8 protein-coding genes and 1 pseudogene are annotated in these 14,221 nt (G+C 52.4%); 6 read left to right on the top strand and 3 right to left on the bottom strand.

Going from position 1 to position 14,221, the window contains the following annotated elements:
- The first annotated feature begins 30 nt into the window (after window positions 1–30).
- The 3 genes and pseudogenes from VMT62_11845 (at window position 31) to VMT62_11835 (ending at window position 10,340) form a co-directional block, all read left to right on the top strand.
- A complete protein-coding gene (locus tag VMT62_11845) occupies window positions 31–501 on the top strand; it encodes a methylglyoxal synthase (GenBank protein ID HVN97114.1) in 471 nt (156 codons plus the stop codon).
- 516 nt (window positions 502–1,017) lie between these two features.
- Window positions 1,018–1,288: pseudogene (locus VMT62_11840) on the top strand (integrase core domain-containing protein).
- Between the two features lie 316 nt (window positions 1,289–1,604).
- Window positions 1,605–10,340 carry a glucoamylase family protein gene (locus VMT62_11835; GenBank protein ID HVN97113.1) on the top strand — a complete coding sequence of 2,912 codons (8,736 nt, stop codon included), beginning with the start codon at window positions 1,605–1,607 and terminating at the stop codon, window positions 10,338–10,340.
- Window positions 10,341–10,618: 278 nt separating this feature from the next.
- Here the strand turns inward: VMT62_11835 and VMT62_11830 are convergent, their stop codons facing one another.
- From VMT62_11830 to VMT62_11820, 3 genes are all read right to left on the bottom strand, one after another.
- Window positions 10,619–10,792 (bottom strand): hypothetical protein, encoded by a 174-nt coding sequence (locus tag VMT62_11830; GenBank protein HVN97112.1) that lies wholly within the window; start codon window positions 10,790–10,792, stop codon window positions 10,619–10,621.
- A 126-nt stretch (window positions 10,793–10,918) separates the two neighbouring features.
- Window positions 10,919–11,671 (bottom strand): slipin family protein, encoded by a 753-nt coding sequence (locus tag VMT62_11825; GenBank protein ID HVN97111.1) that lies wholly within the window; start codon window positions 11,669–11,671, stop codon window positions 10,919–10,921.
- Between the two features lie 309 nt (window positions 11,672–11,980).
- Entirely contained in the window at window positions 11,981–12,490 is a 510-nt protein-coding gene (locus VMT62_11820) for a hypothetical protein (protein ID HVN97110.1), read from the bottom strand.
- Between the two features lie 229 nt (window positions 12,491–12,719).
- Here VMT62_11820 and VMT62_11815 point away from each other — a divergent pair, with 229 nt between their 5' ends.
- The 3 genes from VMT62_11815 to VMT62_11805 all read left to right on the top strand — a co-directional run bounded on the left by VMT62_11815 (window position 12,720) and on the right by VMT62_11805 (window position 13,996).
- Window positions 12,720–12,908, top strand: a complete 189-nt coding sequence (locus tag VMT62_11815; GenBank protein ID HVN97109.1) for a hypothetical protein — start codon at window positions 12,720–12,722, stop codon at window positions 12,906–12,908.
- Between the two features lie 175 nt (window positions 12,909–13,083).
- Window positions 13,084–13,473, top strand: a complete 390-nt coding sequence (locus tag VMT62_11810) for a response regulator (GenBank protein HVN97108.1) — start codon at window positions 13,084–13,086, stop codon at window positions 13,471–13,473.
- 322 nt (window positions 13,474–13,795) lie between these two features.
- Window positions 13,796–13,996, top strand: a complete 201-nt coding sequence (locus VMT62_11805) for a cold-shock protein (GenBank protein ID HVN97107.1) — start codon at window positions 13,796–13,798, stop codon at window positions 13,994–13,996.
- Window positions 13,997–14,221 lie beyond the last annotated feature (225 nt).

Genomic DNA, 14,221 nt, shown 5'->3' with positions numbered 1-14,221 from the left:
AATCTTTTTTACAAACGAGGGAGGTTCTGCATGAGTCAGAAGAAAATCACCATGAAACACGACAAACGGATAGCACTCGTCGCGCACGACAACAAGAAGAGTGACTTGGTCGAGTGGGCAGAATACAATCGAGTGCTTTTGGCCCACCACAAGATATACGCAACCGGAACTACGGGACAGATGTTGGAACGGGAGTTCGGCTTCGAGGTAAATAAGCTCCAGAGCGGGCCACTGGGCGGTGATCAGCAAATCGGCGCCAAGATAGCCGACGGTGAGATCGATTTTCTCATCTTCTTCTGGGACCCGCTTGAGCCGCACCCGCACGATCCGGATGTGAAGGCGCTTTTGCGCATGGCGGTTGTCTGGAACATCCCCATCGCCTGTAACCGCGCTTCTGCCGACTTTATGATCTCTTCACCGCTCATGGATGACGATTATGATCGCCTCGTGCCTGATTACGATGTATACCGTACCCGGAAAATAGAAGAGAACGATAGATGAGTCAGGCTACGTACCGTCGTAGAGTATTGCAAGCCTTATCCGGATTATACGCATTTACACCACCTTCAGGAAATTCTCTTTATCTCCTGGTTTGTTTGGTGCTACGGTAATAACACTATGGCAGATTGCAAGCGATGCGGCAGAGATCCTGAAGATCCAAAGACAATAAGCTGTTCCCATCAACCAATAGAGTACCAGGATGATGACGTATCTTTTCCTCGTCTGCCCTATTCGGAAGATGCAAAGGAAAGATGCCCTGTGTGTTACGTAAGGCCAGGGGGTATTCACCACGAGGACTGCTACATGGAGAGATGTCCCAGATGTGGGAAAAGGCTTACATCCTGCGGATGTCTTAAGAAATAAGGGCATTCATCAAGGAACCGATGATATACCAGAGCATTTCATGCAAAAAAACTCTAACTGAATGTTCTGCTGTCCAGGCAGCAGGCGGCGTAATCTTTGTACAGGAGCCGACGGACACCTTATGCGGCTCATCGATGAGATTCACACCAACTATCCCTTAAAGAAGCCATCACGCATCTTGGAACACCACAGATATTCAATACTGACCAGGGCAGCCAGTTTACTTGCGATGAGCTTACCGGTATTCTCAAAGAACATGATATACAGATCAGTATGGATGGACAACGTTTTCATTGAGAGGCTCTGGAGGAGCGTCAAGTATGAGGATGTTTACCTCAAAGCATATGGCTCAATTGCCACGGCAAGAAAGGAGCTTGGACACTGGTTCACACGACACAACGTGCAACGGCGTCATCAAGGTCTTGACAAGAAGACCCCTGACGAGGTTTACCGGTCACTACTACCACAAACAGAAAAAGTGGCATGAATATAGGCGGCTTATCACTTAACAACTGCTCAAGAGTGCCTAAAAAAGCCCGGCCGTCTCTGGTTGTTGTGCATCTGTGTGGTCAAGCAAGAATAAGCCTGATGATTTTATCATATAGCGGTATACTGATATAGAGTGATAGCCCCCTACTCGAGGAGACATTCTCTCAATGCGTATGAGTAGGGCCTGAAAACCGGTATCCTGGTTGTAATCCAGTTCGTTTGGTCTTACCTTCAATACGGAGAAACAAATCGTGAAACATTACGGTACGACCGTTCTCGGAAACCTCTTTCGTTTTTGGATGGGCCTGCGTGGAAAAATTGCAGAGCCGAAGCTTGTCGACGATGAGCCGTCTTTACGTTCGGAGTTATTGAGCGCCCATCAGATGAGGCAGCATGGCAGGAGCCTGGCAGGATTGCACAGACTAAGCTCAGGTTACGCTGTCGAGCGACTTCTACCAAGACTTGCAGATAACGAGCAGATTTTGTACAAGGTCCGTAGCCTGCTCACGGACGCGGTTCGAGCAAAGCGGAGGATAACACCGGCCGGCGAATGGTTACTGGATAACTTCTATCTGATCGAAGAACAGATCCGCACAGCCAAGAGACACCTGCCCAAAGGTTACAGCAGAGGGCTACCCCATCTCGAAAAGGGCCCCTCGACGGGCCTTCCCCGCGTCTATGACATTGCCCTGGAAATCATCTCGCACGGCGATGGCCGGGTTGATCCGGAAAGCCTCAGCAACTTTGTAGAGGCTTATCAGACGGGTGCTGTATTGAAACTGGGCGAATTGTGGGCAATTCCCATCATGCTTCGTCTGGCGCTCATTGAAAATCTGAGACGCGTTGCAACACGGATCGCGGCCGACAGGATCGACAGAAACCATGCCGATCATTGGGCAGATGAAATGGCCCAGACTGCCGAAAAGGACCCCAAGAGTCTGATTCTGGTGATCGCGGACATGGCCCGGTCGAAGCCACCGATGGTGAGCGCCTTTGTTGCGGAGCTTACACGCCGGTTGCAGGGTCAGGGGGCCTCTCTGGCGTTGCCACTTAATTGGATTGAGCAACACCTGTCGGAGTCAAACCTGACAATTGAACAGCTTGTCCAGTCGGAAAACCAGCAACAAGCCGCTGACCAGCTTTCCATAAGCAATAGTATCGGAAGCCTTCGTTTCCTGGGCGCCATGGACTGGCGTAAGTTTGTCGAGGCCATGAGCGCTGTTGATGTAACCCTCCATGAAGACCCGGCTCAAGTCTATGGCGAGATGGATTTTGCCACGCGTGATCTATACCGTCATGCAATCGAGAAGATAGCAAGGAATAGTCCGTTGACAGAAGATCAGGTGGCTCGTGAGGCAGTCAGGCTTGCCGGGCAAGGGGCGGCCGAAAAGGGGAGCGATGACCGCTCGGCCCACGTCGGCTTCTATCTCATCGGCAAGGGTCTAACCGAACTCGAAGGGCTTGCCGGCGAGCGTTTTTCTGTTGCCGAGGTATTTCAGAAAACTGTGCGCCGGTACCCTCTTTCTTTCTATCTTGGCATGATCGGTTTGGTTACGGCGGCTCTGACCGGAGGTTTGCTGGCAAAGGCGCATGCCGCCGGACTATACGGTTTCTTGCTATGGCTCGCAGGTATTCTCTCGTTCCTGTGTCTAAGCCAGCTGGCAATATCTTTGGTGAACTGGTTTACGACGCAGTTCATTACTCCCCATGCCCTGCCGCGAATGGATTTCTCTAAAGGAATCCCATCGGAATCGCGCGCCCTGGTCGTGGTGCCGACTATGCTCACGGGCGCCCAAGGCATCGAACGTCTCATAGATGGGTTGGAAGTCCGGTTCCTTGCAAACAGGGACGAGAGCCTGTGTTTCGGCTTGCTCACAGATTTTGTGGACGCCGCCGAGGAGAGATTGCCGGAGGATGAGTTGCTATTGCAGACGGCCCGGCAAGGAATCGAAGGGCTGAATAAGAAATACCGGAACTCAAAGGGCGATCTATTTTTCCTGTTCCATCGTCCGCGCCTTTGGAACCCTTACGATCGAATCTGGATGGGATATGAGCGCAAGCGTGGGAAGCTCGCAGCGTTGAACTCTCTGTTGCGCGCCTCCTCCAAAGAAGACTTTTCACTCATAGTGGGCGATACTGAAGCACTATCGAAAGTCAGGTATGTTATTACTCTCGATACCGATACGCAACTGCCGCGTGATTCAGCCTGGCAGCTTGTGGGTGCCATGGCGCATCCTTTGAATCGTCCGCAATACGATGAAAGTAAACAAAGGATCTCTGAAGGATACGGTATTCTTCAACCACGGGTTGCTGTGAGTCTGCCCGGTACAAACCGATCCCGCTATGCGCGGATGTGGGGGAGCGATCCGGGCATTGACCCATATACGCGCATTGTTTCCGACGTTTACCAGGATCTCTTCGGGGAGGGCTCATTCATCGGCAAGGGTATCTACGATGTCGACGCCTTCGAGCAGGTGTTAAACGGGCGATTCCCTGAAAACAGGATCTTGAGCCATGACCTTATCGAGGGCTGTTACGCGCGTTCAGGGCTCATGAGTGACGTACAGCTATACGAAGATTATCCTTCCCGCTATGGCGCCGACGTGAGCCGGCGATACCGTTGGATTCGTGGCGACTGGCAGCTGCTGCGATGGATCCTGCCTTTTGTTCCCGGCGCTACCGCACGCCTTCAGAGGAATCCGCTCTCGGCCTTGTCCCAATGGAAGATATTCGATAACTTTCGGCGCAGTTTAGTGCCTTTTGCGCTGACGGCCCTGTTGCTGCTCGGTTGGACAACCCTTCCATACCCCTGGCTCTGGACATTATCGGTGATAGGGATTGTTTTGATCCCCTCTTTGATTACCTCTATTCTGGATCTGCTTCAGAAACCACAAGATGCGCTTTTGAACCGACACATATCCGTTTCGGTCCGCCTGAGCGGCAGGAGTTTTGTCTCAAACGTATTTACATTGTTTTGTTTGCCCTACGAGGCGTATTTCAGCATGGATGCTATTATACGCACTCTCTGGCGTATGTTGGTCACGGGCAAGAGACTTCTCGAATGGAATCCTTCGGGTGATGCGGATCGCAAGAGCCGGGCAGATGTCACAGGCTCGTACCTGACCATGTGGATCTCTCCCATCCTTGCTGTTACCGCATCGGTCTATCTTGTGTTCTCGAGACCGGCTTCCTTGAGTATCGCCCTGCCGATATTAGGTTTCTGGTTTTTTTGCCCCTTCGTTTCATGGTGGTTGGGCCTTCCTCTCACCCGGCACGAGGCACGGCTTACGGGCGATCAGGTTATGTTTCTAAAAAAAATGGCACGAAAGACCTGGGGCTACTTCGAATCATTCGTGGGGCCCGAGGACCATTGGCTGCCACCCGACAACTATCAGGAAGGCCCCGTTTCCATGGTCGCTCACCGCACATCTCCGACTAACATGGGGCTTGCGCTACTGGCCAATCTTACCGCCTATGATTTCGGTTACCTTTCCGCCGGACAACTTGTCGAGCGTACGTCAAAGGCGCTCGATACCATGGATGCCATGGAACGCTACAGGGGACACTTCTACAATTGGTACGATACCCGGACTCTCACACCATTGTTGCCGACCTATATTTCGACGGTAGATAGCGGGAACCTTGCCGCAGATCTTCTGATTTTGCGGCTTGGACTCGCCGCTCTTCCCGATGAGAAAATCGTGGGGGATAGGATATTTGCCGGCCTCAACGATGCGCTTGAGGTTCTCACGGATGTTGCGGGGGCGGAGCCCATGGTCGCATTGACTAACCTGCAGGCCGAAATGGAGTCCGTGTTGAGTTCACAATCGACGACACTATCCTCTGTACGACAGGGTCTTGTTCGACTGGCTGCCTGTGCCCTTGAAGCGCTCCACGGTTTCGAGGCCGATCCCGAGAGCCAGATGTCATGCTGGGCCCGTGCTATGAGTGACCAATGCGGAGCAGCGCTTAATGAGCTGACGCTCCTTGCTCCCTGGACGGCCCTATCGATCTCTCCAGAGGCGCGCCAAAGCGTTCCCAGTCTCGATGCAATCCTAACGCTCCGTCAACTGGCCGACCTTGATAAGAGACTGCCCCCCGGGCTCATCGCAGGCCAAAGTGAACCTGACGTGACAGACGGGCAGCGCAAAGAGCTCGATGATCTCAAAGGTCTTATCACCGGTGCAAGTCTTTTTGCCAGGGCGAGGATATCGAGGATTGAGACGATGACACGCCACTGCGGTGAACTGGCCTCTATGGAGTATGACTTCCTGTACGACGAGCCCCGGCATCTGATGGCCATCGGTTACAATGTGAGCGAACATCGGTGTGACACGAGCTACTACGATTTGCTGGCTTCGGAAGCGAGACTCTGCACTTTTATCGCCATTGCGCAGGGACAGTTGCCGCAGGAGAGCTGGTTTGCCCTGGGACGTCTGCTCACGACGGCGAGCGGAGAACCCATTCTTCTTTCCTGGAGTGGCTCCATGTTCGAGTACCTGATGCCACTTTTGGTGATGCCAACCTATGAAGGGACGTTACTTGACGAGACCTATAAGGCTGCCGTAACCGAGCAAATAAAGTACGGCAAGACACGCGGGGTACCCTGGGGTATTTCGGAATCGGGTTACAACGTTATCGACGCTCATCTCAATTATCAGTACAGCGCCTTTGGGGTGCCGGGCATCGGGCTCAGACGCGGGTTGGCCGGTGATCTGGTGGTTGCGCCCTATGCATCTGCGCTGGCGCTCATGGTGGCTCCCGAAGAGGCCTGTTTGAATCTCGAGAAGCTTGCCTCTTTTGGTTTTGAAGGAAAATATGGATTCTATGAGGCTATCGACTACACTCCCACGCACCTGCCACGCGGTCAATCGAGCGCGGTAATACGATCCTTCATGGCCCATCACCAGGGCATGAGCTTCCTCTCTTTTGCCTACCTACTGCTCGATCGCCCCATGCAGAGGCGATTCGAGTCGGACCCCATGTTTCAGGCGACCACGCTTTTGCTGCAGGAGCGGGTACCGAAGGCTACGGCCTTCTATTCCCATACCGCGGGACTATCCGATGCGCACTCAACCGCACATGAGGTAGACCAGATGCCGGTGCGTGTCTACACGAGCCCCGACACACCCATACCTGAGGCGCAGCTGCTTTCGAACGGCCGATACCACGTGATGATTACGAATGCCGGCGGGGGCTATAGTCGCTGGAAGGACATTGCCGTGACCCGTTGGCGCGAGGATGGTACCTGCGACAATTGGGGCTTCTTCTGTTACATACGTGATCTCGCGAACGGTTCTTTCTTCTCAACGGCATATCAGCCGACACTCAAAGAGACAAAACAGTATGAAGCAATTTTCTCCGAGGGGCGAGCGGAGTTTCGTCGCCGTGATCAGTCCTTTGATACCCATGCAGAAATAGCTGTTTCGCCCGAGGATGACATTGAGTTGCGCCGGGTCACCATCACAAACCGCGCGCAGACGCGCCGAACACTTGATGTGACGAGTTACGCGGAGGTAGTTCTTGCCTCGCCCGCCGCAGACGCGCTTCATCCGGTCTTCAGTAATCTCTTTGTTCAAACGGAGATCATTCATCACAGACAGGCCATTCTTTGCACCCGCCGACCCCGCTCCTCAAGCGAGCAGGAGCCTTGGATGTTTCACCTTATGGCCGTGCATGGGGCGGAGGCGGGAGGGGTTTCCTATGAGACCGACCGTACACGGTTCATTGGCCGCGGAAACACGACTGCCAATCCGGCGGCCATGAGCAGTACATCCGTGCTTTCCGGCGGTGAGGGTCCGGTTCTCGACCCTGTTGTCGCGATACGGCATCAGATAAGCCTCGATCCGGATCAGTCCACCGTCATTGATATTGTCACAGGTGTTGCGGATACACGGAACCTTTGCATGGGCCTTGTCGAGAAATACCACGATAAGCACCTCGCGGACCGAGTCTTTGATATGGCGTGGACGCATAGTCAAGTCTTTCTGCGGCAGATCAATGCGAGCGAAAGTGATGCGCAACTCTACGCACGCCTTGCCAGTTCTATTATCTATGCCAACTCTTCCTTACGGATTGACACGGCAACCTTGCTCAAGAACCTCCGGGGGCAATCGGGTCTCTGGGGCTATTCCATATCGGGGGATCTCCCGATCGTGTTGTTGCGAATTCAGGACCCGGCCAACCTGGATCTGGTCCGTCAACTCGTACAGGCGCATGCGTACTGGCGGCTAAAGGGATTGCCGGTAGACCTGGTCATCTGGAACGAAGATCACGCGGGTTATCGGCAGGTCCTGCAGGACCAGATCATGGCGCTTATCAGCGCCGGCGGAGAGACCAACGTGACGGACCGGCCCGGCGGCATATTTGTGAGACCCGGGGATCAGATTTCAAATGAAGACCGTGTCCTACTGCAGGCGGTGGCCAGGGTCATTCTCACTGACCTCAGGGGAACACTGACGGAACAGATCAACCGCCGTGCTCTTAACGAGACAACAATTCCGTCGCTTATGCCTACCCGCACGCATCGCCCTGAGTCAACAGCCGTAGCGGCCCTCCCCCGCGAGGACCTGGTGTTCGGGAACGGGTTGGGAGGGTTTACGCGTGATGGCAGAGAGTATGTTATTTCCACAGCCCGCGGGCAGGTCACGCCGGCGCCGTGGGTAAATGTGCTGGCCAATGGTAGCTTCGGGACCGTTGTCTCCGAGAGCAATGCCGGTTACACGTGGAGCGAGAATGCCCACGAGTTCCGCCTGACCCCGTGGTACAACGATCCGGTGACCGATGTATGCGGAGAAGCCTTCTACGTTCGCGATGAAGAGCGGGGTCATTTCTGGTCCCCCATGCCGCTCCCCAGCCGTGGAGCTACCCCTTACGTCACCAGGCACGGGTTCGGCTACAGCGTCTTCGAGCATACCGAACGTGGCATCAGGACAGAGGCTTGGATATATGTGGCTCTTGACGCGCCTGTCAAGTTCACCGTGCTCAAAGTGTTTAACCAATCGGGTCGTGCTAGGCGACTCTCCGCTACAGGGTATGTGGAATGGGTCTTGGGTGACGTGCGGCCCAAGTCGGTCATGCATGTCATTACCGAGGTCGACCCTCAGAGCGGTGCTCTTTTCGCACGTAACCCTTACAATAGTGAGTTCACGAACAGGATCAGTTTTTTCGATGTTGACGATTCGTCGAGGACTATAAGCGGTGACCGCGTAGAATTCCTTGGACGTAACGGTACTTCGGCCCATCCCGCCGCTATGGACCGGTCTCGACTCTCGGGTAGAGTGGGGGCAGCTTTGGATCCCTGCGGTGCTATCCAGGTTGCATTCGAGCTTGCCCAGGGGGAAGAGCGTGAATTTGTCTTCATGCTTGGCGCCGGTCGGGACGTCGATGACGCGGCTAATATCGTCATGCGCTTCAGGGGGTCTGTGGCGGCACGGGAGGAGCTTGAGGCGGTGTGGCGGTACTGGAACCGCACCCTCGGTGCGGTGCGCGTGGAGACCCCAGATCCCTCAATCAACTTTCTCGCCAATGGTTGGCTCATATATCAGACCCTCGCGTGCCGCTTCTGGGGCCGCAGTGGCTACTATCAGTCCGGAGGCGCCTTCGGTTTTCGTGACCAGTTGCAAGACGCGATGGCTCTTGTTCACGCCGAGCCACAACTCATGCGGCAACACTTACTCCTCTGTGCTGGTCGTCAGTTTCCGGAAGGAGATGTCCAGCACTGGTGGCATCCTCCGTCAGGCAGGGGCGTGCGCACACACTGCTCCGACGATTTCCTCTGGCTCCCGTTGGCTACCTGTCGTTACGTTTTCAATACTGGGGATACGGGGATATTGGATGAACCCGTCCGTTTCATTAAGGGCCGTCTTGTGAACGCTGAAGAGGACTCCTACTATGATCTGCCGAGCCGGTCCGAAGAGACGGCCCCCCTTTACGATCACTGCGTACGGGCTATCCTGAGAGGTCTCAGATTCGGTGAGCACGGGCTGCCCCTTATAGGTTCCGGTGACTGGAACGACGGCATGAACATGGTAGGTAAAGACGGTAAAGGTGAGAGTGTATGGCTGGCATTCTTCCTCTATGAGGTCCTCACGCGGTTTGTTGGGGTAGCACATCTGCGTGACGATGTGCCTTTCGCGCAGCGCTGTGAGAGAGAAGCCGAAAAATTGAAACGTAATATTGGGAAACATGGTTGGGACGGGGAGTGGTATCTACGCGCATACTTCGATGACGGCACGCCGCTCGGCTCGTCGCACAATCCCGAATGCCGCATCGATTCCATTGCGCAGAGCTGGTCTGTTCTCTCCGGGGCTGCCGATGTGAAGCGCTCGCACATGGCCATGGACGCTGTAGATAAATACCTGGTCGACCGGGACCACACACTCGTCCAGCTTCTGAACCCACCTTTTGACAAGTCCGATCTGGATCCGGGCTACATCAAGGGATACCTTCCAGGGATCCGGGAAAATGGCGGTCAGTACACACATGCTGCTATTTGGGCAGCCATGGCCTTCGCTTCATTGGGTGACGGCAAAAGAGCGTGGGAGCTCTTGACCATAATGAACCCCGTTCATCATGGGAGGTCAGTGGATGAGATCGGGACGTACAAGGTGGAGCCTTACGTAGTTGCGGCCGACGTCTATGCCACCGCGCCCCACATAGGCCGTGGCGGCTGGACGTGGTACACTGGATCGGCCGCATGGATGTACCGGCTTATTGTGGAATCTCTTCTCGGACTGAGACTCGAAGTGGATAAACTGCATGTGGAACCCTGTCTCCCGGCTGATTGGGAGGGTTTTACGGTTGACTACCGTTACCGGCAAACGGTTTATCATATAAAGGTCACGCGGCGACCGGCAGGGGGGGACAGCGCGAGCATTATTGTCGATGGCGTGGCGCAGGAAGACGGAACGATTTCGCTCATTGACGATCATGTTGACCACTCGGTAGAGGTCCGGTGCAAGACACTCCCCCCCGCGACCGCATAGCAATCAACCACTCACAAAGCCCTGAAAGTCAACACCTCAATAGCTCCCCCGCCTTAATTGCTGTCGATATCTCCCAACGACAGCAAAACCGACCGCAAGTTATCTGTACATCTTTTATTCCCTGCAGGTTCTTTACTATAGTCGCGACAGCATCGGCAATTCTGCGGCAGCTTCTCCGATACCCTTAGGAACTGGGCAAACATCGACGCGCACGGAAGAAAGCGACTCCACCACTCCGTTGGGTGTGAAGCAGGCCAGGATAATAACAAGCAAGGCGTTCAGTGTCGTATCTTATCCTCTTTCTTTCTCGCCTGGTACTCATCCATTTCCTTTTTGTACTTGGCCAGGTCGTACTTATTAAAGCACTTGTCACAGTACTCTTTTAGGTCGTTTTCCTTATCGATGATCGCCCAGTACGCGGCCTTGGAACCGCACTTTACACATGTCGGCATCGCGGCTTCCTCCAGCACCAAGCTTCTTTCGGATACTGGGATTTACGCATAGGTATCAACCCCTGGTCACCAGACCGCATGTCACGGTTTGTGCTTGATACAGAAGGGTAATGGCAACCAGTTCTCTCATTGTTTTATCTTTTCCATGAAGAACTTAATAAGGTCAATCGGAAGAGGGAATACAATGGTGGAATTCTTCTCTGTCGATATTTCAATCAGCGTCTGCAAATAACGGAGCTGAAGCGCCATGGGGTTTTTGGAGAGTATATCCGAAGCTTCGGAAAGCTTTGTGGAAGCCTGATATTCGCCTTCGGCGCCGATAACCTTCGCTCTTCTTTCCCGCTCGGCCTCTGCCTGCCTTGAAATGGCCCGCTGCATCTCCTGGGGAAGATCAACGTTCTTAACCTCCACGTTCGATACCTTCATACCCCATGATTCAGTGTGGGTGTCGAGTATCTCCTGTAGCCTCTCGTTGATCTGTTCCCGGTGAGAGAGGAGATCGTCAAGTTCTGCTTGACCGAGTACGCTTCGGAGCGTCGTCTGGGAGAGCTGGCTTGTTGCGTAAAGGTAATTCTCCACATCGATGATGGCCTTTAAGGCATCGATTACCCTGAAAAACACCACGGCATTTACCTTAATCGTCACATTGTCTTTTGTGATGACATCCTGCGGAGGGATATCAAGCACCACGGTCCGGAGACTCACTTTGACCATCCTGTCGATGACAGGGATAAGGAGAATGAGCCCCGGCCCCTTGGGCGTTCCGAGAACTCTCCCGAGCCTGAATATAACGCCTCTTTCGTATTCCTTTAAAACCTTTATTGCACTGCTGAGAAAAAAGATAACGACAACCACTACAAATAAATAAACAGGTATCATTCTTAGCCTCCGTTTTTGTCTTGATCGTAAGGATGGATTTACGGATTTTGCTGCCAATCACTTCCGATCCATTCGCTGGTCCTCGATTTTCTTTAACGCTCATCGGCTTCCATAATCACTTTTGTCGAAGAACCTTTCAAGCTCTACCAAATACCCGTTTCTGTGTCTTCCATTTCTCGCTACGAAACGCCTTAAGGAAGGGCAGCATGAGTGTGTTAATGCTTGTATTGTCGATCAGTGCCATTTTGTACCTCAGAAAAATTCGATCTTTAAGAAATTAACCCTAAACATATCTGAATTGACGAGACGTTAGACCTTGCCGGCAAGGCGCTGTTGATTCTCAGGAGTGAGCGGCTTGCCCGCACTCACGCTTTTACTTCGTTGAGCCACCGGATCGGGGTCTGTCGCCGGATGCCGCTCCAGAAAACGTTCTCTAACTTTCGCCATAATCTGATTGCGCGTCATCCGGTTAACCGTTTCAACGCCTACGATGCGTTCACCGAGTTTGTGTTTTTCGAGGCGCTGTTTCAATTCACTCTTAGCCTCACCGGGACCAAATATCAAAATAGACTCGGCATCTCGAATGGAAGCAATCACGGCGTCGTAGTAAATAGTGAGATGTCCTTTGAACGCTCGTTGGCGGCTGTCCTGTTCGGGCACCTGGTGCGGTTCATAGGGACCCTTAAGGGGTGAGTCACCGGAACGGCGAAGCTGTTTTTCAACCTTCGATAGTATCAGTCCCACCTCTTCCCCCTTTTCGGTAACGTTCACTACAACAGCCTTTCTATGGTCAATCCATAAACCCACTCTTGTTTTCATCCTTGCTCCTCTTAATTCTTCGCGATCTCCGATAAAAGTCCTATATCAACGTAAGATTGAAACAACCCATCGTAAAGTGATTATCAGTCTGTTTGGGAGGAATTCATGACTTTTTCAAATATTTGTGCAGAAAGTCGCTTGAGAAAACGGTAACGTTCAGTACTCTAAAGCGGTAAGGGCTTCTATCGTGCAGGATTCCAGAGAATAGAGGAAATCCGAGGAGGAATTAATGGTGGTAATCGTACTCACCATTGCCGCAATCGCTGTTGCTCTGTATGCGGTAGAAGATTTTTTCAGAAAGTCATGGAAAAATGATGATGTTAAGGCGCATAGATTAGATCAAATTGTTGTTATACTCTTTGCTATATTTCTGCTCTTACTCGCCGCTGTAATAAAGTTTACGTGGTACTCAAAATAGCACCTTCTTCCCAAATTAGGACACTACCCAGGAAGGGTTGCTGTTTTACGATTATTATGCTACAATGCAGCTGCAAGTTTTATTGATCCCCAATCTTCTTACGTTCCACTCTTATTCTTTATCCTAAAAAGGGAAGACTGCCAGATTCCCCAGCAGAAAAAACGGAAAAGCTGTTATGGCTTCCAAACCTCATATTCTCGTTGCGGACAATGACAACGATGCGTTGGCCGTGACCACGGCTGTTCTGGAACGTTTGGGTTACAACACACAGGGTGAAGCGAAGAGCTTCGCGGCGCTGAAGACCTTTTCCGATGACCCCGGCAAGTTTGACCTTATCATTATTGAACCCGTGATGCCAGACCTGTCGGGAATAGACCTCGCCGTGCGCGTAAGGCCCATACGGAGAGGTTGTCCGGCCATGTTTTATTCGGGATACACTGATCGGTCCTTGGAGGAAACCATAAAGACCGCCGGGCTTCCTCAAGCCCTTCCCAAACCGCTGGGATCGCCGGAAATGGGAGAAGCAGTGAGGGAAGCATTGCCCAATGGACACGCAAATGAGTAGGAACCAGGAGACATTCGATGATCGCACTTAGCTATTTAATACAAGTTGGCATATGCGAGTCAGTTCGAGAAACGATTAAACAAGCGCTTGCCCAGAGCGATGATGTGCATGTAAGGCTAAGAGCCAACACTATCCCTGCTACCGACAGTATACTGAGAACGGTAAGTTCAAACCCGGAGGTAGATACCGAGGAAAGAATGAAGGATCACATAAAGCAGCATATACTGGGTAGTCTTCACTTAACTGAAACTCAAAGGGAACGTCTTTACTCATTACTGTAAATGAGTTCACGGAAAAACCCGACATACAAAGGAGAACAAGAATGGCAGAAGGTACAGTAAAGTGGTTTAATGATTCAAAGGGTTTTGGTTTTATTACGAAGGATGACGGTACAGATGTCTTTGTGCACCATACTTCCGTTCAGGGGAGCGGTTTTAAATCGCTTACTGAAGGTGACGCGGTAAGTTTTGATCTCGTAAACGGACCCAAGGGTCCCGCCGCTGCAAACGTCTCCAAAGGCTAAACCAAACAAGGCAGGTTAAGTCTTCTTAACCTGTCTTTTCTTAACGAGAGAGTCCGGAATTAAAAGAGTAACGGGCCTTTGTACCACAAACTTAAATTGATCAGGACGGAAGATTGATGTATAATGAGAGAACTTCAGCAGATGAATTTGCTAAAATGCCCTTTTGCAGCGAGAGGGCGTTTTCTGTCTTTGGAGAATAAAATGGCAAACAAGCGCTCTGAAATG

The organism is Syntrophorhabdaceae bacterium (assembly GCA_035541755.1).
GTDB lineage: Bacteria > Desulfobacterota > Syntrophorhabdia > Syntrophorhabdales > Syntrophorhabdaceae > PNOF01.
The sequence above is the reverse complement of the archived record's forward strand: the minus strand, read 5'-3'. Positions and strand labels throughout refer to the sequence as shown.